The sequence below is a fragment of the Serratia sp. CoH_134_PS_4 genome, from assembly GCF_058190535.1.
Map to the genome: position 1 here is coordinate 416342 of NZ_JBXWKI010000001.1, position 20134 is coordinate 436475.

General features: G+C 53.2%; 17 protein-coding genes. 6 read left to right on the forward strand and 11 right to left on the reverse strand.

Features of this window, described 5'->3' with window-relative positions; all coding sequences use genetic code 11:
- The first annotated feature begins 272 nt into the window (after nucleotides 1-272).
- The 3 genes from AC2FCQ_RS02000 to AC2FCQ_RS02010 are packed head-to-tail and all read left to right on the forward strand — an operon-like array spanning nucleotide 273 to nucleotide 3411.
- A complete protein-coding gene (locus AC2FCQ_RS02000) occupies nucleotides 273-2885 on the forward strand; it encodes a YdbH family protein (RefSeq protein ID WP_490307438.1) in 2613 nt (870 codons plus the stop codon).
- Nucleotides 2882-3079: a YnbE family lipoprotein gene (locus AC2FCQ_RS02005; protein WP_209633704.1), complete on the forward strand. Its 198-nt coding sequence runs from the start codon at nucleotides 2882-2884 to the stop codon at nucleotides 3077-3079. The genes AC2FCQ_RS02000 and AC2FCQ_RS02005 overlap by 4 nt, the downstream gene beginning before the upstream one ends.
- A gap of 8 nt (nucleotides 3080-3087) precedes the next feature.
- A complete protein-coding gene (locus tag AC2FCQ_RS02010; protein WP_209633702.1) occupies nucleotides 3088-3411 on the forward strand; it encodes a YdbL family probable chaperone protein in 324 nt (107 codons plus the stop codon).
- 127 nt (nucleotides 3412-3538) lie between these two features.
- On the opposite strand, the gene azoR is transcribed toward AC2FCQ_RS02010, so the two are convergent.
- Nucleotides 3539-4144 (reverse strand): FMN-dependent NADH-azoreductase, encoded by a 606-nt coding sequence (gene azoR, locus AC2FCQ_RS02015; RefSeq protein ID WP_037415646.1) that lies wholly within the window; start codon nucleotides 4142-4144, stop codon nucleotides 3539-3541.
- A 269-nt stretch (nucleotides 4145-4413) separates the two neighbouring features.
- Here azoR and hrpA point away from each other — a divergent pair, with 269 nt between their 5' ends.
- A complete protein-coding gene (gene hrpA / locus AC2FCQ_RS02020) occupies nucleotides 4414-8301 on the forward strand; it encodes an ATP-dependent RNA helicase HrpA (RefSeq protein ID WP_490307439.1) in 3888 nt (1295 codons plus the stop codon).
- Here hrpA and AC2FCQ_RS02025 read toward each other — a convergent pair.
- Complete coding sequence (locus AC2FCQ_RS02025) at nucleotides 8279-9424, reverse strand: MFS transporter (protein ID WP_490307440.1); 1146 nt, start codon at nucleotides 9422-9424, stop codon at nucleotides 8279-8281. The genes hrpA and AC2FCQ_RS02025 overlap by 23 nt on opposite strands.
- Before the next feature lie 102 nt (nucleotides 9425-9526).
- Between AC2FCQ_RS02025 and AC2FCQ_RS02030 the strand changes: the two genes are divergently transcribed.
- Nucleotides 9527-10345 (forward strand): AraC family transcriptional regulator, encoded by an 819-nt coding sequence (locus AC2FCQ_RS02030; protein ID WP_490307441.1) that lies wholly within the window; start codon nucleotides 9527-9529, stop codon nucleotides 10343-10345.
- A 1-nt stretch (nucleotide 10346) separates the two neighbouring features.
- On the opposite strand, the gene AC2FCQ_RS02035 is transcribed toward AC2FCQ_RS02030, so the two are convergent.
- From AC2FCQ_RS02035 to folM, 7 genes are all read right to left on the reverse strand, one after another.
- Nucleotides 10347-11168, reverse strand: coding sequence for a trypsin-like serine peptidase (locus AC2FCQ_RS02035; RefSeq protein WP_061806348.1), 822 nt, complete (start codon nucleotides 11166-11168; stop codon nucleotides 10347-10349).
- A gap of 129 nt (nucleotides 11169-11297) precedes the next feature.
- Nucleotides 11298-11378: a small membrane protein YdgU gene (gene ydgU, locus AC2FCQ_RS02040; protein ID WP_490307730.1), complete on the reverse strand. Its 81-nt coding sequence runs from the start codon at nucleotides 11376-11378 to the stop codon at nucleotides 11298-11300.
- 92 nt (nucleotides 11379-11470) lie between these two features.
- Nucleotides 11471-11761, reverse strand: coding sequence for an acid resistance repetitive basic protein Asr (gene asr, locus AC2FCQ_RS02045; RefSeq protein ID WP_265553419.1), 291 nt, complete (start codon nucleotides 11759-11761; stop codon nucleotides 11471-11473).
- 382 nt (nucleotides 11762-12143) lie between these two features.
- Nucleotides 12144-13643 (reverse strand): carboxypeptidase M32, encoded by a 1500-nt coding sequence (locus tag AC2FCQ_RS02050; RefSeq protein WP_209633690.1) that lies wholly within the window; start codon nucleotides 13641-13643, stop codon nucleotides 12144-12146.
- Nucleotides 13644-13710: 67 nt separating this feature from the next.
- Nucleotides 13711-15015, reverse strand: coding sequence for a two-component system sensor histidine kinase RstB (gene rstB, locus AC2FCQ_RS02055; RefSeq protein ID WP_404759541.1), 1305 nt, complete (start codon nucleotides 15013-15015; stop codon nucleotides 13711-13713).
- Entirely contained in the window at nucleotides 15012-15737 is a 726-nt protein-coding gene (gene rstA / locus AC2FCQ_RS02060) for a two-component system response regulator RstA (protein WP_037415986.1), read from the reverse strand. The genes rstB and rstA overlap by 4 nt, the downstream gene beginning before the upstream one ends.
- Nucleotides 15738-15811: 74 nt before the next feature.
- Entirely contained in the window at nucleotides 15812-16534 is a 723-nt protein-coding gene (gene folM, locus AC2FCQ_RS02065; RefSeq protein ID WP_490307442.1) for a dihydromonapterin reductase, read from the reverse strand.
- A gap of 126 nt (nucleotides 16535-16660) precedes the next feature.
- Between folM and AC2FCQ_RS02070 the strand changes: the two genes are divergently transcribed.
- A complete protein-coding gene (locus AC2FCQ_RS02070; RefSeq protein WP_037415624.1) occupies nucleotides 16661-17077 on the forward strand; it encodes a hypothetical protein in 417 nt (138 codons plus the stop codon).
- A gap of 29 nt (nucleotides 17078-17106) precedes the next feature.
- On the opposite strand, the gene AC2FCQ_RS02075 is transcribed toward AC2FCQ_RS02070, so the two are convergent.
- Both AC2FCQ_RS02075 and ydgH read right to left on the reverse strand, forming a co-directional pair.
- Nucleotides 17107-18498, reverse strand: coding sequence for an amino acid permease (locus AC2FCQ_RS02075; RefSeq protein ID WP_265553413.1), 1392 nt, complete (start codon nucleotides 18496-18498; stop codon nucleotides 17107-17109).
- A 244-nt stretch (nucleotides 18499-18742) separates the two neighbouring features.
- Nucleotides 18743-19693, reverse strand: coding sequence for a DUF1471 family protein YdgH (gene ydgH / locus AC2FCQ_RS02080; protein ID WP_209633682.1), 951 nt, complete (start codon nucleotides 19691-19693; stop codon nucleotides 18743-18745).
- Nucleotides 19694-20134: the final 441 nt, after the last annotated feature.

A 20134-nucleotide genomic window follows, 5' to 3' on the forward strand; every position in this document is an offset into this window, starting at 1 on the left:
TGTTAGAATGATTGCAAGACTATTAATGATCAAATGTAACGACAATAACAAAAGTCTGAAACAGGTCATATACATGCGGTGAATATGTAACTAAAGCTTACAGGCTCCGTATCAATGCCTGTAAAAGTGCCTGTACGGGGTATCTTCGTCGGCCTCGGCTTCACCCTATGTCAAATTCATGCCATCATTATTGCTAATTCAGGCATAGACTTACCCTAAACGGCCTTGGGTCCGAAAAAGAGTGCCTCACTCAGGAATGAAGCAATCATTTAATGACTAAGCGATTGAAAGTATTCATAGGGATTGTGGTTAGTACGTTGATCCTGCTGCTGGCGCTATGGCAAACATTGCCGCGCTGGCTACCCCGCGTGCTTTCTCACTGGTTGCCGCAAGGTAGCCAGTTGGTTTTGCAGGGCAAACTGCAGTGGCAACAAGGGGCATTGCAGTTGGATGGCACCCGTTTTTTAGTGCAGGACTGCTTACTTGCCGCCGTCGGACCGACACGCTTGGCTTATCATCAAGGGCGTTGGCAACTGGTCAGCGACACGCTGACTATCGATACCGCCTGTTTATCAAAATTGCCTCCCGGTGACGCCAGCAGTGCGCCACTGGCGTTAGATCAATTGCAAAAGCAATTGCCGCTATTGGATATCACCATCAAGAATCTCGCAGTGACCCCATGGCAATACTATGCCGGAAAACTGCAGGTCCATTCCTCCGCAGAGGGCCAGCGTTTACAGTATCAAGGGCCAAACATCAGCGTTGACGCGTTGTTGGACCCGCATCAACAATTGACACTCAACGACCTGACATTGTCTGCACCAAACAGCCCGCAGCCGTTGCATCTAACGGGGAAAATCGCCATTCCGCTGGATTTGGACAGCATCCCGGCTCAGGGGGCCCTGCAGGGTGAAATGCAGACCGGTTACCTGAAAAAGCCGTTGCTGTTGGATATGCGCTGGCAACAGCAGCAGGGTGTGCTGACGCTGACGGAAAAGGGTGAAGACAAACCTTTGGCAACATTGCCGTGGGAAATCAACCCGCAGCAGGTCAGTATTACGCAGGGTGAGTGGCACTGGCCATACAGCCAGCAGCCGCTTAACGGCGGGGTGAGCATTGCACTGCACGATTGGAGCAAAGGGTTTGATGAAACCCAGATCAGCGCTCGTTTGAACGTTATCACCGACGGTCACAATGGCAAAGGCAATGCGGTGCTGACGTTGGGGCCGGGTAAAATTGGGCTGATCGACAGCAATCTGCGCTTCCAACTGACCGGACAGGCGAATCTGGCCGACTTCTCGATGACCGCCTCGATTCCCGGCATTATCAGCGGCACTATCCTCAACCCGACGCTGGTATTACAGCCAGGGGCGTTGCTACGCCTGTGGGGGAGCGCTACGCCAGAAATGAAGCTGGAAGAGGCTCGTTTGCCGCTGGCTGGCGTAAAAGTCACTGCTGCCGGTATTACGGGGCGTTTGCAGGCCATTATTAACGCCAGTGACAGTTACTGGGGCCGTTTCAAGCTGCATCTGGATGGCAAAGCGCAGGACTTTTGGCCAGATCACGGTAACTGGCAATGGCGCTACTGGGGCAATGGGCAATTGCCACCGCTACAAGCCGCCTGGGACGTCGCCGGCAGCGGCAGTTGGCAGGACAGTACACTGACTCTCGATCGCCTTTCTACCGGTTTTGACCAGTTGAAGTACAGCATCGTGACGGTAGATGCGCCGCGCCTGAGTCTCAGTCAGCCGCTGCGATGGCAGCGTGATGAGCAAAATCCCGCGTTCAACGGTGAGCTGCAACTGGTCTCGGGCAAGGTGAACTTCACTCAGGGTGGTTACCTGCCCGCGCCCGTGCTGTCACTGCAACTGCAGGGCAAGACGCCGGACAGTTTCCAGTTACAGGGCAAGTTGCAGGCTGAGCAAATAGGGCCCATCGCGTTACGTGGCCGCTGGGACGGTGAACGTTTACGTGGTGAAGGCTGGTGGCCTAAACAGCCGCTGAACGTGTTCCAGCCACTGATTTCGCCCGATCTGAATATCAAATTGCGCGATGGTGAGTTTTACGCCCAATCTGCATTTTCCGCCGCTCGGGAACAAGGCTTTGAGGCGGGTGGCCATTGGGTGGTGAAAAATGGCGGTATGTGGTTGAAAGACGGTGAGATGAGCGGTCTGGATTTCGTCATGTCGTACCGGCTGAAAAACCATTTGTGGCAGTTGGGTGCCAAGCGACCGGTGATACTGCGCATCAAATCATTCAGTAACCTGTTTGAAGTGCAGAACATCACTGCCGATCTTCAAGGCACCTATCCTTACAGCGATCAAGCCCCTCTGACATTGAGCAATGTCGGCATGGACGCCTTGAATGGGCATATCAGCCTGTCGGCGCTGAGAATGCCGCAGCATGACGCCGCCGTATTGAAACTAGACAAAGTTGACCTCAGCGCGTTGTTTACCGCCCTGAAGCCAAAACAGTTTGCGATGTCCGGGCGGGTTGACGGTGAATTACCGCTGTACCTGAATCACCCCAAATGGTTGGTGCATAACGGTTGGATCGCCAATTCAGGCATGTTGACGCTACGGCTGGACAAAGACATGGCCGATGCGATTGGCAGCAACAATCTGGCGACCGGTGCGGCGATTGATTGGCTGCGCTATATGGAGATCAACCGCTCACAGGCCCGCGTTGATCTCGACAACCTCGGTGAGTTGACGCTGAAAGCCCGAATTGACGGCGTCAATCCGCAAAAAAGCGCCAAGCGGGAGGTTATCCTGAACTATAGCCATCAAGAAAACGTGTTTCAGCTTTGGCGCAGTTTGCGCTTTGGCGACAATTTACAGGAGTGGCTTGAGCAGGCCCTCTCAAAACCAGGGGAACAACCATGAAAATTATTAGCGGACCTTTACTGGTTGCCGTGCTGAGCACGTCTATGCTGAGCGGCTGCGTGCCGCGCATCGAGGTCGCGACACCTAAAGATCCGATCACCATCAACATGAATGTGAAGATCGAACATGAAATTCACATCAAAGTGGATAAAGACGTCGAAAATCTGCTGAAAGACCAAAGCGGTTTATTCTAGGAGCCAACATGAAAAAACGTTACTTAGGCTTGATTGGCGCCGGTTGGTTGTTCAGCAGCATGGCGATGGCACTGACACTGGATGAAGCCAAGCTGCAGGGGCGCGTAGGGGAAACGCTCAGCGGTTATATCGCACCGGTGAAGCAGGATGCCGAAACGCTGACGCTGGTGAAAAGTATCAATGCCGGGCGCACTGAGAAATACCAGCAAGTTGCGGATGGTAACCATATCGCCATCGACGATGTGGCGCGTATGGCCGGGCAGAAACTGGTGTCGCGTGCACCCGCAGGGGAGTATGTACGTGGCATTAACGGTCAGTGGCTGAAGAAATAAAAAAAAGCGCGCCATCAGGCGCGCAATAAAATACAGCATTGGATTTTTATGAGGGTAATGCAGGTGTGACAGGACTTGGGGCTTTCCGTTGCGACTTCGCAGGGGCATAACGCCCCTGTGTGGGTCATCAGGCGGCAACAACCTGTGCCAGTACAGCCTTGGCATCGGCTTGTGCTTTGGTCGCGACGTCTGGGCCGTAGGCGATGCCTTCCGCGAACACGAACTCAACGTCAGTGATACCGATAAAGCCCAGGAACAGACGCAGGTAAGGTTCTACCAGGTCAGTTGGCGTACCTTTGTGAATGCCACCGCGGCTGGTCAGGATGATGGCACGTTTACCTTTTACCAAGCCTTCAGGGCCATTTTCGGTGTAGCGGAAAGTGACGCCGGCACGGGCAATCAGGTCGAAATAGTTTTTCAACTGGGTTGGGATGTTGAAGTTGTACATCGGTGCTGCCATAACGATAGTGTCATTGGCCTGCAACTCAGCGATCAGCTCATCGGACAGCGCCAGTGCTTCGATTTGACGCGGAGTCAACGGCGCATCAGAAGGGCGCAGCGCGCCAACCAGCTCACCGTCCAGCACCGGAATTGGCTGTGCAGCCAAGTCACGCACGGTGATGGTGTCGTTGCCATGGGTATTGGCCCACTGTTCAACGAAGAAATCGGCCAGTTGGTTTGACTGAGAATAGCCCGCCAGGATGCTTGATTTGAGAACCAATACTTTGCTCATCGTTAATTCCTTACGTTATGACAGTGACATCAGGACGAAGCGTCCCTTGCATGCAGTACACTCTATTCACATTTTTTCATCAGTGATAGCGCAATATTTCGAGACCTTTGTTCGATTTTATTGAATAACCTGTTGAGACATAAACAGCGGGATTATGGGGAGAAAGCGGCTTGTGATATTCTGCGCGGCTAACGCTGAAAAATGGCTAAAACATCATTATACCGTTGCTAACGCTTGATACAGCAGCGATGAAACAAGGAATACCGAACGTGAAATCTCCGCTCGCGGCATTGTCTGCCCAACTGGGCGAGCTGATGCTCCGTGATCAACAACGCCTGCAACGTCGCCTGCAAGGCGCACGAAAAATCAAAAATACCGATGCTCAGTTGGCGGCGGCCGTTGAAATCGAAAGTGACATAACCACCGCGCTGCGTAAAGTGCAGTCGCGTGCGGCGACATGCCCGAAAATCACCTACCCGGAAAATCTGCCGGTCAGCCAGAAAAAGCAGGATATTCTGCAGGCCATCCGCGATCATCAAGTGGTGATTGTCGCCGGTGAAACCGGCTCGGGGAAAACCACCCAGTTACCGAAGATCTGTCTGGAACTTGGGCGCGGGGTGAAGGGGTTGATTGGTCACACCCAGCCACGGCGTTTGGCGGCACGTACCGTCGCTAACCGCATTGCCGACGAGCTGGAAACGCCGTTGGGTGGCAGTGTCGGTTATAAGGTGCGTTTTAACGATCAGGTTGGGGAAAATACCCTGGTCAAGCTGATGACCGACGGCATCCTGTTGGCAGAGATCCAACAGGATCGGCTGCTGATGCAGTACGATACGTTGATCATCGATGAGGCGCATGAACGTAGCCTGAATATCGATTTTATCCTCGGTTACTTGCGTGAATTGTTGCCTAAGCGGCCAGATCTTAAAGTTATCATCACCTCCGCCACTATCGATCCGCAGCGATTTTCGCGCCATTTTAATAATGCGCCGATTATCGAAGTCTCCGGCCGTACGTACCCGGTGGAGGTGCGTTATCGTCCCGTCGTGGATGACGCCGATGATACCGATCGCGATCAACTGCAGGCGATTTTCGATGCGGTAGATGAGCTCGGCCGCGAAGGGCCGGGGGATATCCTGATCTTTATGAGCGGTGAGCGCGAAATCCGCGACACCGCCGACGCGCTGAACCGTCTGAATCTGCCACATACCGAAGTCTTGCCCCTCTATGCTCGACTGTCGAACAGCGAACAGAACCGAGTATTTCAGTCGCACCACGGCCGGCGTATTGTGCTGGCGACCAACGTGGCAGAAACCTCACTGACCGTTCCGGGTATCAAGTACGTCATTGATCCGGGTACCGCCCGTATCAGCCGCTACAGTTTCCGCACCAAGGTGCAGCGTTTGCCGATCGAACCGGTGTCGCAAGCGTCGGCTAACCAACGTAAAGGCCGCTGTGGGCGTGTATCGGACGGTATTTGTATTCGCCTGTATGCGGAGCAAGACTTCCTGTCACGGCCTGAGTTTACCGATCCGGAGATCTTACGTACCAACCTGGCGTCGGTCATCCTGCAGATGACCTCACTCGGGTTGGGCGATATCGCCGCTTTCCCGTTCGTGGAGGCCCCGGACAAGCGTAATATTCTGGATGGCGTGCGCCTACTGGAAGAACTGGGGGCGATTAAAACAGCGGAAAACGGCCATTACCAGCTCACCCCGCAAGGGCGTCAATTGGCACAGTTACCCATTGATCCCCGGTTAGCGCGTATGGTTCTGGAGGCACAAAAAAGCGGCAGCGTGCGCGAGGTGATGATCATCACCGCGGCACTGTCTATTCAGGATCCGCGTGAACGGCCAATGGACAAACAGCAGGCGTCGGACGAAAAACATCGCCGCTTCGCTGATAAAGACTCCGACTTCCTGGCCTACGTGAATCTGTGGGACTGGCTGAAAGAGCAGCAAAAAGAACACTCTTCCAGTCAGTTCCGCCGGCTATGCCGCAATGACTTCCTGAACTACCTGCGGGTACGTGAATGGCAAGATATTTACACCCAATTGCGCCAGGTGGTGAAAGAATTGGGGCTGCCGGTGAACAGTGAGCCTTCCGATTATCGCAGCGTACATACCGCGCTGTTGACCGGCTTGCTGTCACATATCGGTCAGAAAGATGCCGACAAACAGGAGTTCACCGGTGCCCGCAACGCACGTTTCTCGATCTTCCCTGGCTCAGGGTTGTTCAAAAAACCACCGAAATGGACCATGGTGGCCGAGCTGGTGGAAACCAGCCGCCTGTGGGGGCGTATTGCCGCGCGGATTGAGCCGGAGTGGATAGAGCCGCTGGCTCAGCATTTGGTGAAGCATAGCTACAGTGAACCGCACTGGTCGAAATCCCAGGGAGCGGTCATGGCCAGTGAGAAAGTGACGCTGTTCGGCTTGCCGATTGTTGCCGCGCGCGCGGTGAACTACAGCACCATCGATCCTTTATTGTGTCGTGAGTTGTTTATCCGTCATGCGCTGGTGGAGGGCGACTGGCAAACGCGCCATGCGTTCTTTAGCGCCAACCTGAAGCTGCGAGCAGAAGTGGAAGAGCTGGAACATAAATCGCGTCGCCGTGACATTCTGGTGGATGACGAAACCCTGTTCAGTTTCTATGACCAGCGCATCCCGAATGATGTGGTGTCCGGGCGCCATTTCGACCATTGGTGGAAAAACGCCAGTAAGCAGAATGCGGATCTGCTCAACTTTGAAAAAGAGATGCTGATCAAGGATGGCGCCAATAAGGTCAGCGCGCTGGATTATCCAAACACGTGGAACCAAGGCAATCTCAAACTGCGTCTGACATACCAGTTTGAGCCGGGTACCGACGCCGACGGCGTTACGGTGCATATTCCGTTGCCCATTTTGAACCAGGTAGAAGAAAAGGGGTTTGAATGGCAAATTCCGGGCGTTCGCCGTGAATTGGTGATTGCCTTGATTAAGTCGTTACCCAAACCCGTCCGCCGCAACTTTGTACCGGCACCCAATTACGCAGAAGCCTTCCTTGGGCGAGTGACTGCGTTGGAGTTGCCGTTGCTTGATGCGTTAGAACGCGAACTCCGTCGCATGACAGGTGTGACGGTGTCACGTGATGATTGGCAATGGGATCAGGTGCCCGATCACCTTAAGATGACGTTCCGGGTGGTGGGTGAAAAACACAAAACCCTGCTCGAAGGAAAAAATCTGACGGCGCTGAAATTACTACTGAAGGACAAAGTGCAAGAGACGCTATCTGCGGTGGCGGACGACGGGTTGGAACAAAGCAATCTGCACATTTGGAGCTTTGGTACATTGCCGGCGTTTTATGAGCAGAAACGCGGCGGCTATTCGATGAAAGCCTATCCCGCGCTGGTGGACGAAAAAGACAGCGTAGCGATCCGCCTGTTCGACAGCGAACAAGAGCAACAGCAAGCAATGTGGCAGGGTACTCGCCGCTTACTGTTACTGAATATTCCTTCACCAATCAAATATCTGCATGAAAAACTGCCTAACAAAGCCAAGTTGGGGTTGTACTTCAACCCCTACGGCAAAGTGTTGGATCTGATCGACGACTGCATTTCGTGTGGCATCGACAAACTGATCGCAGAACATGGCGGGCCAGTGTGGCAGGAGGAAAACTTTGCCCGCCTGCAGGAATTGGTGCGTGGCGAGCTGAATGAAACCGTGGTTGGGGTCGCTAAGCAGGTTGAGCAAATCCTGACGGCGGTGTTTAACATCAACAAAAGGTTGAAAGGCCGGGTGGATATATCGTTGGCACTGGCGCTGTCGGATATTAAAGCTCAGCTCGGTGGCTTGGTGTATCGCGGTTTTGTGACCAACAACGGCTGGAAGCGTTTGCCGGATACGCTGCGTTATCTGCAGGCGATTGAGCGTCGTCTGGAGAAATTGGCTGTCGATCCACACCGCGATCGTGCACAGATGCTGCGGGTGGAACAGGTACAGCAGGCCTGGCAACAGTGGCTGAACAAGCTGCCGCCGAAGCGACAGCAGGATGATGAGGTGAAAGAGGTACGCTGGATGATTGAAGAGCTGCGCGTGAGCTTGTTCGCTCAACAGCTGGGGACACCTTACCCTATCTCTGACAAACGTATTCTGCAGACTATGGAGCAGCTTTCTGGTTAAGCGACGCTAACAGGCAGCCTGCACAGCTCAGACACAGCAGGCTGCACACCAGCAGTGTCGTTGCCAGGTCTTGCCCAAGGGCAGCCAGAGAGAGCCCGGCACCAATCAGCAGGTAGTAGAGCAGGCCAAAAATTGCGCCGGCGGTGCCCAATTGCTGTCGGTAGTTATTCAGCGCCTGGCTCAATACGTTGGGGATCGCCAACCCGAAAGCCAGGGTGATCAACATGCTGGGTAGCAGCATCATCAGGCTGTCTTGCCAGTAACATAAAGCCAGTGCGGCGCCGAATGCTAACAGACTGCCCATCAGGATCTGACGTTCAGCGCCGATGCCCCTGGCTAACAGATGACGGTTCACCAGCGCCCCGAGCAGGCTGCCCAGTGCCAGAACAATGCCCGAGTAACCAAACTGCTGGCTGCTCAGCCCCAATCGTTCGAACATAAAGGGGGCCAGGCTGAAGTAGCTGAACACCATGACATTGAAGCCCGCCACTAATAACGCGCAAGACCAGATATGTCGGTCCCGCAGGATAATCCAGCCGCTGCTTGCCGAAGAAACCGTCGAGGAGTCTGCCGACTGTGTTTCCGGCAGTGCGGCCCAACACCAAATCAACAGCACCAGAGCCAGCACCCATTGAGCGGCGAATATCGCCATACTGCCACCCCAGTTGACCAATATTCCCCCCGCCAACATGCCCAACACCGGACTGACAGAGAGGGCAATACCGAGGGTGGCAAAGATTTTCCCTAGAGCATGCCCCTGGTAAACATCTCGCAACATGGTTTGCGTTACGATGGAACCGACTGCTGCACCAAACGCGATGGTGGCACGGGCGGCCAATAGCAGCGTGAAATCGTTGCTCAACAGCGCCATAACGGCACCGCCAAGATAGAACGACAGCCCTGCAAGCATTGTCATTCTGCGGCCGAGCCGATCGCACATCACCCCCCAGAAGGCAACGCCTAAGGCAAAAGCAAAGAAATAGATCGACAGCGTCTGGCTGGCCTGAGCAGCGCTGACGTTGAAATCGGCACGGATTGCCGTGAGTGCCGGACTATAGAGTGTTTCGAGCACTTGTGGAGCCATTATGGCGGCAACCATTAATGGCAATGGTAAGCGTGACATGGAGATAAACCTTTACGAGTGAATAATCGCGCCAGTATAGGGAAAGGCTACATGCTCGATTACAATCATAAGGACAAAAAACAACGAAAAAGAGACAATTCGATGGCATTCATTACCCAGCAGGATGTGTTTGACCCAGATATTCTGCCGGCCCCGTTGCTGGGGATTGCAGCGGAATTGGCCAAACATGATTCTGAAGAGCATGAACATCGACGTGCGCAGTTGCTGTATGCCGCACGTGGATGCATGACGGTGACGCTGGCCGACCGTTGGCTGATTTTGCCGCCAACGCGTTGCTTGTGGATCCCTGGTGGTATCCGGCATCGGGTTCAACTGCACGGACAGGTAGCTTATCGCTCGATCTATCTGGAGCCTGCGTTAGCGCCCAACATGTCGCATGAGTGTGCAATATTGGCGGCCAATCCTTTGCTGGCCGCGGTGATTGAGCGTATCGCTTACTGGCCACTCAACCAGGTTATTGAATGCCCGTCAGCACGAGATCTGGTGCCGGTACTGGTTAACGAACTGCATATGGCGCGGCTTGAGAATACCGGCCTGATACTGCCATGCGACTCTCGTCTGGCCCTTTGGCTGGAGGATCTCGATAGGCACGATGAATTACCGGGGTTGAGTGTATTGGCACAGCAACTGAATTTGCACGCCAAAACGCTAACGCGTATTTTCCAGCGCGAGACTGGGCTGAGTTATCAACAATGGAGTCAGCAATGGCGGTTGATGCGGGCGATAGCGCTGTTGGCGGAAATGTCGTCGGTCAGTTCAGTGGCGCAGCGTTTGGGTTTTTCCAGCGACAGTGCCTTTATCGCTTTCTTCCGCCAGTTTACCGGCACGACACCCAAGCGGTTTATGAAAGGAGACGAAAGAGAAACAACCGGCGCGGAGACCCACGCCGGAGGGGAATAGCTTACTTTCCGGCTGCCAATGCGTCGAGCGCATCACGAATGCCGGTGACGGCCAGCGCTCGGTTATCGGCACGGTAACGATCTTTAGCCGCCGGTGCGGAGCTTTGAATGGCGATCAACGACCACCCATCGGCCGTTTTCAGCAGTAACGGAGAGCCGCTATCGCCGGGGAGTGTATCGCACTGATGCGACAGAACACCTTGCTGGGCCCAACCTGTCACTTTACAGTTTTGGTGACTATAAAGGTCGTCCAAATGATCTTCCGGATACCCCGCCTGAGTAATTAAGCGTTTGGCTTGTTTCATCGCTTGGGTCAGCGCCTTGCTGTCGCCTTGCCACAGTGGCAGCGGTTTAATCGGCAAGGTATTTTTATCCTTCAAGCGAATAAGCGCAAAATCATAAGCCGCCGCCGCGGGGGGAACAATCCAGCCATCACCGTCAGGTTTGAGCTTTTTGCCCAGCTTGCGGTCAACTAACGTTTCAATATTGCTCGTTTGGTATTTCCACGTTTTATTACCGGCAACAAAACGCAGCGCGATAGCTTTGTCCAGTTGGCCCGGAGGTGCCAGTACACAATGACCGGCAGTAAGTGCCAAATGAGGGGAAATAAGCGTGGCGGTGCACAGGTTACCGCTGGCGGTTTCCACTTGCCCAATCGCCTGCCACGGCCAACCGTCGGTTTCAGTGACCTTAACGCGTTCATCTTTGCCAAAAAATAGGCGGGTTTGCTCAGCAGCCGACGCGTCGGATGGGCTATCAGCCCGAGCTGAGAGGGAAAGTGCGAGCGGAAATGAGCACAGCAACAGCAAAACGGTTATGCGCATAAGTTTCTTGCCTGGAAAATACGGGTCATCCATAAACACACTGAATGGTAACTATAGACTGATTTCGTTGCCGTGTGGATGGGCAGTGATTGATTTTTCAATAATTTCTAATCCAGAAAGGCTGTGCAGCTACAGATAAAAAAAGGCGGCGATCAGTCCGCAGAGGATCAGAGTGGCCAAAATAATTTCAAATAAGTAGCGACGCAGCATGATGAGAACCCCCGATGAAAAAACACCCGGCGAACCGGGTGTTGGAAAACTCAAGCCTGGACTGGTGAGGGGAGCCTCACATCAGATTGCTGTTACGCAGCTTTTTTATGGCTGGATTTTTTGTGGTGTTTTTTGGCTGCCTGTGCTTTCTGAGCAGGGGCTTTTTTGGCTGTGGCTTTGTGGTGCTTTTTAGCCGCCTGCGCTTTTTGTACCGGTGCTTTCTTCGCGTGATGTTTTTTCACGTGAGTTGTTTTGGCCGGTGCAGCCATGGTGGTGGTAGCGGTCGCCGCAGGTGCGGTAGTGGTGGTGGCAGCGTCAGCAGCGAAAGCAACAGAAGACAGACCCATTGCAGCGGCAACAACCAGAGCTAATACTTTTTTCATTGTTGATTCCTCAAGTTACTCATCATGTATCAAGCCCACTGCGGGGCCGGTGTTAAGATAGTAGGCAAACCGCGGAATGCTTTCCGTGAGTGATTGGTTTCGGCGTGTAACCTAATGTACATCGTGGTTTTTGGGGCCCGGATGGCGGGGCGAATATCAACCGGCGTATGCGCTGTCTGGCGCGAATGGCGATGATAAATGAGCGGATATACACCTTTGCGGCGGTTATCACTTAATCTTATTTTAGTTACAACATACATTAAGTGAGTAGCCAACCTCCACTCTGTAACCAAGGTGTCGCAAGTAGGGACAGTGGGTTATGACGCAATGACGGTCAAACAGGGGAAAAAAGGCACGGGGTTAGCCGTGCCTGGGGAATGCATTACAGGTAGCGGCTTTCCAGATGCTTACGGAAGTAGCTTGGATTCAAGGGTTCACCGGTTGCATTGGTGATCAGTGTATCGGTAGGGAAGCGGCTGCCGTGACGCCAAATATTATGCTTCAGCCACTGGAACAGTGGGGTCAGGTTGCCTTCGGCGATATCATTGTTCAGTGTAGGTAGCGCTTTGCCGATGGTCTGGAAAAGCTGCGCTGCATACATGGCACCGAGAGTGTAAGTCGGGAAGTAACCGAAGGCACCGTCGGTCCAGTGGATATCTTGCATACAACCATTCCGATAATTACCGACAGTATCCAAACCAAGGTAGCGGTGCATTTTTTCGCCCCACAGCGCTGGAATGTCTTCCACTTCAATGTCGCCTTCGACCAAGGCTTTCTCGATCTCATAACGCAGGATCACGTGGGCCGGGTAGCTCACCTCATCAGCGTCTACACGAATCAGACCGGGTTTCACGCGTTGGTTGAGGCGGATGAAGTTATTTTCTTCCAGTGCCGGTTGCTCACCGAATTGTTTGATGATCAGTGGACGCAGAATCTTGAGAAAGTCGCTACTGCGCGCCAATTGCATTTCAAACAACAAACTCTGCGATTCATGAATAGCGGTAGAACGCGCTTGTGCTACGGGCTGACCCAGCCATTCACGCGGCAGATTTTGCTCATAACGGGCATGGCCAGTCTCATGCACAATACCGAGCAGGGCCGTCAGAAATTCTTTGTCGTTGTAGCGAGTCGTAATGCGCACATCTTCCGGAACGCCGCCGCAGAATGGGTGTGCACTGACGTCCACGCGGCCACCATCAAAGTTAAAGCCGAGCAGTTTCATCACGCTCAAACTCAGTTGGCGTTGGGTATCGACATTAAACGGGCCTTGCGGAATAAGGCAGGGTTCCTGAGCCTGTTTGGCCACCACTTTTTGCAGCAGGTCAGGCAACCAGGTTTTCAGATCGCCAAAGATGCGGTCGATATCGCTGCTGCGCATACCCGGCTCGTACAGGTTCAGCAAGGCGTCATAACGGCTGGAACCAGCCGCTTCAGCACGGATCTGTGCTTCCTGGCGGCTCAGTTTGACCACTTCACGCAGGTTTTCTGAAAAGCCGTCCCAATCATTGGCCGGACGTTGGGCGCGCCAGGCGTGTTCACAGCGTGCACCCGCCAGCGATTTGGCTTCAACCAATGACTCAGGCACCAGCACTGCGTTGTCATATTGGCGGCGCATTTCTAACAGATTGGCCTGATCGATGTCATCAAGTGTTTCTTGTTGGGCACGTTCAAACAGGCGACCGGTTTTTTCTGCCGTCAAAATTTGATGTTGCAAGACACTCAGTTCCGCCAGTGCTTCTGAGCGCGCTTTACTGCCGCCCGATGGCATCATGGTTTGCATGTCCCAACCGGCAATGGCTGACAGGTGACCGAAACGCGACAACCGGGTGAAAAGGGCGCGTAGCTCGTCATATGAAGGTGAAGGGGTATGTGCAGATGTCATCGTTTAGCTCCATATTATTGTAATCCGGAGAACCCTCCAGGCCTTTCAAGCAATTGCGTAGGCAGGGTTACACCGGGTCTGCTTTTAAATTGAAATTGGGTTTGACCGGCCAACAGAAGCGGAAGCAAGCGCCGCCGAGAGAACTGGCATCGACGTAAACCTGGCCCTGATAGGCGACAGCAATAGAGTGGACAATGGCCAGCCCCAGCCCACAGCCACCCGTGGCGCGATCACGGCTTGGATCCAGACGGACAAAGGGTTCGAATACCCGCTCTCGTTCTTCCGGCGGAATGCCAGGCCCGTCGTCTTCTACCTGGAGACAGGCGTTGTCACCATCAAACCACAAGCCGATACGCAGGCGTTGTTCGGAATAGCGCAGCGCATTGTTTACCAGATTATCCAGCACCCGCTCCATCAACCGCAAATCAACGCCACCAAAATCACCGGTATGGGGGATATCCAGCTCTATTTCGCGTTCAGGGTGGATTAGGCGCAGATCGTCAGCCTTATCTTCTAGCCACTTGGGTAAATCGAGCGGTTCAATATTGAGTGCGACCTGCGGACGGTCAAGCCGTGCATAGGTAAGTAGTTCGTCGATCAGCGACTCCAACTGGCCGATGTCGCGGTTCAGAGCTTGTTGTTCGCTATCTGACAGGTTTTCACTCATTGCCAGTCGGTAGCGCAGACGAACCAGCGGTGTGCGCAATTCATGAGCGATACCGTCGATCAACTGCTTCTTGCTGGCGATCAGGGTATTGACGTTATCCGCCATCTGGTTAAACGCCACCCCCAGCCGGTTCAGACTGGACGTTGGGTCAAAATGGGTGCGCTCGTCAAGATGCCCGGCGCCGAGTCGCTGAGCCGCGTTTTCAAGCTTGAGCAAATCTTGCCAGTGCGGTCGCATCCACAGGAAAACCGGTAACGCCAGCGACATGCCTATAAACACCAGCAGTGCCAAATCCAGCAGCCGCATCTGATGCAGATAGAACAAATAGGGTATGGGACCGACAACCAGCACGTAGTGGCTACGCGGAATGCGTTGCATAAACGTGTATTGATCGTCGAGGGCGATGATCTCCCCAAGACGAAGCCGTTTCTTCAGATCCTCACTCAGATCCTGTTTACCGAGGGGTTCGATGTGCAGCTTGAACGACAGATTTAAGTCCAGCGTCGCGATGGTTTTATTCCAGTCTTTCAGTGGAATTTCCCGCAGTTCACTGCGCATCAGGTATAAGGAGCTCTTCATCAAATCGTCCATCGACTGGCGACCGGCGCGTTCGGCGGTGACTTTGTACACCAGCCCCACCAGCATTGCCATCACCAGGAAGCACACGAAAAGCAAGAGGAAGAATTGGACAAAGAGCTTTCTCATTGCTGCACGAACTCCCAGGCGTTCGGAGCGAACAGGTAGCCTTTGTTGCGCACGGTTTTTACGCGGAATGGCTCAAGGGTATTGTCATAGAGTTTGCGACGCAGGCGCGAAATGGCCACGTCTATACTGCGATCAAGGCCGTCGTAGCTCACGCCGCGCAGGTTCTGCAACAAGGCTTCACGATCCATGATTTGACCTGCGTGAGTGGCTAATTCCCACAGCAGATCAAAATCTGAGGTGGAAAGGGTGATGGTCTCTTCGCCCAGCGTCACTTGACGGTTGACCGGGTCGATGCACAACAGCCCAAAGTGCAACGCATTGTGCTGGGTGATCGGCTGGCTCGACTCTTCCTTGGGTTGATTACTGTGCTGACGCAGGTGCAGTCGCAGCCGAGCCAGTAACACCGCAGGCGGTGTGGTCTTCAAGATGTAATCATTGGCGCCCATTTCCAGGGAGAGGATATGGTTCATGTCGCTGTCGAGTGAGGTAAGCAGGACGATCGGGCCAGGGAAGGTCGGACGCAGATCGCGACACAGCGTCATGCCGTCCTTACCAGGCAACATAATGTCGAGTAGGACCAGATCCGGCTGCTCCAGCTCGATGCGTGCCTGCGCACTGTCGCCACGCGGCTCAATCAACACTTCAATGTCGTGTTTGCCCAGATAGGCGGCAATCAGCTTGCCGACTTCAGGATCGTCTTCTACAAAAACAATTTTATGCATATTCAGCGGTTTTATCAGAATAACGGCGTTCAGCATAACGCGGGGTTCCGCGATACGCCATGCAGATCTTTGTGCTAACGCAGCGGACGTCCGCCATCAACGCCGTGGGTACGGCCTGTGACATAACGACTGCTGAGCAAGTAGTTCACCAGGTTAACCACTTCACTCTCGCCGGGGGCGATTTTCATCAGTGACTTTGCCAGTGCCTGCTGACGATAAGGCTCATCGTCACCTGGATTGAAAATAATCAGCGCCGGCGCGATGGCGTTCACTTTAACTTCTGGTGCCAGCTTGCGGGCAAATGAGCGCGTCATGTTGTCCAATGCAGCCTTACTGGCCGCATAGGCAATGTGTTTATCGCTACCTTTTTCCACCACATAGTCGGTTAGGTGGATAATATCCGCCCCGGCTTGTCCCTGACCCAGCAGGCAGGGTTCCAGCAATTGATTCAGTAGATAAGGCGTGTAAACGTGAATTTGCAACATCGCTGCCATGACTTGCTCTGGCGGTACTTCTGGCGACTCTGCCTGCCAGGCACTGGCGTTGTGGATCACGGCACGCAGTTTAGGCGCGATTAGACGGACTTGCTCGGCAAAAAGGTAGATACCGTCGTGCGTTGAAAAATCCCCCTGAATGCAGATTGCCCCCAGTCCTTTCAGCTCGTTCAACGCCGGGTAGTCACTGCGATAGGCAATGATAACGGGAATATCGCGTTGCAAGAATGACTTGGCCAGTGCCAGACCAATCCGGCGTGCGCCGCCTGTTATCAGCACCGGGGCTAAGTTGTGATGTTCCATTGATTAAAGCTCCTGGACAGACTGGCAAACAATAGGGGAATTATGCCATTATACGGCGGAAATTCGTTAAAGCTTCGCATCGATTATCCATTTCAGGATGTAATACCCAGGCAATGAGAGGAAGGGATGAACAGCAGTCACCTTGCACCCGTCGCCCGCAGTGAAAAAATCTGCTTTGATTACATGGAATTTCTGTCTGCATCGTGCAAGAAGCACTGGCGATTTGTTGATGCAATCTACGGTGTGATGCCATTTTTTGGCATGGTATTGAAGTCTCAGGCAAGTGCCACACAAACGCGGAAAGAGCATTTGAAGGCGTTGGCGTTGCAGGTCGTGTCCACCCAGGTCAGCGACGAAGCCAATATTGTACGCCTGATAGATCTGGCTCAGCAGCAGGGCTTGGCGGTATTTGAGATTAAATTGCCGTATGCATTGGATACGCAGCAATTGGCGACCATTCAACAAGAGTGTGTCGAGGGCGTTATCATTTCTCAGGTTGAAGAACGCATGACGATCAGTCTGCGCATCTCCCAAGGTAATTAACCGGGTGGTCCCACCCGGTCATACACGACTTATTGCAGCATAAACCAGCCCGCCGGCACCGTTGCCACCAGCAACAGTAGAATACTGCCTTTTTCCAGTTGATTCAGCAGCTTGACGTCATCATGCCCACGTCTGGCATAGATGAATACCAATAACCCCGGTGCATATAACAGAACCGACATCAGCAAGTGCATCAATCCTGATGCGTAAAGCAGCCAAATCCCATACAAGCAGGCACCTGTCGCAGCGAACATCAGGCGTTTATCCTGACGACGGATTGCCACCTTGAACAGGAAGGCGCCGACCAGGAAATAGGGCACCAGAATCATTTCTGACGCGATAGTCAGCAAGGAGTTGTAGTTGCTGCCTGTGAGCCAAATCAACACCAGAGCGAACTGTACCGCAATGTTGGTCAGCCAAAGGGACGCTGACGGCGCGTGATTCTTATTTTGCTTACGGAATATTTTGGGGAAGGCACCATGTTGTGCGGCCAGAAGCGGCACTTCGGCGGCCATGATTGTCCAGCTCAGGTAGGCGCCACAGACTGACACGATCAATCCGGCAGCGATGATCACATCACCCCAGGGACCAATCAAATCAACCATCAGGACGGCCATGGACGGGTTGCGCATCTCGGCTAATTCACTGCGTGGCACAACACCCAAGGATAGCAGCGTGACCAGCAAATACACGGCCAACGCAGAAATCACTGCTAGCATGGTGGCACGGCCGACATCCTTTTTATGACGAGCCCGCGCCGAAACCACCACAGCACCTTCTACCCCGATAAATACCCACAGGGTAATCAGCATGGTGTTTTTTACTTGTTCCCACACGGGTTTACCCAGCGCGACACCGTGGAAATCCAGGGTAAACACATCCATGTTGAACGCTATCGCCGCCAAGACGGCGAACATTCCCAGGGGCAACAACTTGGCCAACGTTGCGACCAGATTGATGCTGGCGGCCGTTTGTACGCCGCGTAACACCAATGCATGCACGATCCACAGCAGCACAGACTCGGCCAACAGTGCCTGCCAGGTATTACCGTCACCCAGAATGACCTCGCCGCCGCGATCGGTGAATAAACTCAGTGCAGCGAACACGATCACCAGATAAGAAACGTTGGCAATCACCGCACATAGCCAGTAACCCCAGGCAGAACAGAAACCCACCAGCTCACCGAAACCTTCTTTCGCATAGGTGAAGATACCGCCGTCCAGATCAGGCCGTAAGCGGGTAAGTAACAGCATGGCAAAAGCCAGGAACAGGATGCCCACGCCGGTAATCGCCCAACCCAGCAACAGCGCGGCAGGGCTGGCGACCTGCGCCATGTTTTGCGGCAGGCTGAAAACGCCGGCGCCCAGCATTGAGCTGAGTACCAATGCCGTTAACGCGGTAAGACCTAGTTTTTTTTCCAATGACGGATCCTGAACGCAGAATAAACAACTGGGAGGGAACTGCTTGGCAGTAACAACGTAATGGCAATTACTGAACAAATAGACAATAGCCCTAAAAATTGGCGCAAATTTTACGGATGGATCGGTGTGGATGCAATGATTGAATATGCGAAATTTACAAAAAACTATTCAATTGAGTGAGGGGATATGCAACAAAAAAACGGGCAGCTCAATGGCTGCCCGATGGTAAACCTTAAAGTGGAACTTATTTGAACAAGTCGGCGCTGACGGTCAGGTTGCCGCCGCTCTTGTTCTGCCACTGACGGGTCACGTGATAGTACTTGGCGCCTTTCTCGGCTGCACGTTTCGCCACTTCGGTGGAGACGTCAGTCATGCTGTTGAAGTGGCCAGTGAAGGTCACAGAATCAAACGGCACCATCTGCGCAGCAGTCACGTTGTTCACTTCCTGGATCTTGGTGCCATTTGGCAGCGTGACGGTATAACGTTGACCGGTAGAAGACTGCGTCTCGAAGAAACGGCCTACGTCGCGGCTTGGCGAACCTGAAGATGCCACTCCCGGGATTTCAACCTTGGCAGCAGCAGCACCACCGGCAGCTAACGCGGCTCTACCGGCATCAGAGTCGGCAGGGATCGCATCCGGGCTCTGAACAACACGCTTAGGAGCATCGGCTTTGTAAATGTAAGCCGTGATGAACTGGTTGCCCCCCTGGTTGGCATCAACCTGGCGCACGATAAAGAAGGAGGCTGCGCCTTTCTTTTTCGCTTCTTTGGTGATGGCATCGTTGATGTCTGGCTGGCTGCGGTAGAAGCCGCTGACGCTTACCGTATCGTAAGGCTCCAGCAGGAAGGCTTGCTCTTTCGGCAGTTCAGTGACGCCATTAATAACGCGGTATTTTGGCTCTTTGCTCACTTCTGGCGCATCTTTATGATAAAGGTCTGCGGTGACGCGCCAGTTGCCGCCATTGTTGCTGTTATTGCTATCCTGAATGTAGAAGGCGTCTGCACCCAGCTTGTCTGCACGGCGAGATACGGCATCAACGGCTTCATTGATGGCATTAAAGCGGCCGGTAATCGTGATGCGATCAAACGGCTTCAACGCCGCTGCTTTTTCAGGAGTTAACTCTTGCGCTGCATGAGCAGACAGGGCAGTGAGTGATAACAAGGCTGATGCGATGATCGTGTTCTTCAGCTTCATAAAAAATCCTTTCGCCTAGCGCATTAACGTTTATAACGTGCTGAACTGTTTAGGTGTAATTCAGCCGCCGATTATTACATGTAATCTCGACCAGTGTCTCAGCATTTTATGTCATCCCATGAGACAAATCCCACAAAGGCGAGTGCCGATTATTTTGTGCAGAATCACCATAAGTTTCAATAATAAAGCCTTTGATGTCATAAGTGTTAATTATTCACAATTTTATAACTTTCATGCGTTCCAGCCGCGTGATGCCAGATGTCATCCAGTGAAAGAGAATCACAATGTGCCCGTTAAAACGGCATTCCAGCGGGCTTTGTAACTTTAAATTGCGATTTGTCATAACGTTGCCCAGATTTTTATGTAAAAACAGACCTGAATACGTAAGCAATTATGGATCATCGATCATATTTTCAGTAGGTTATAGATGACGCCTTAATT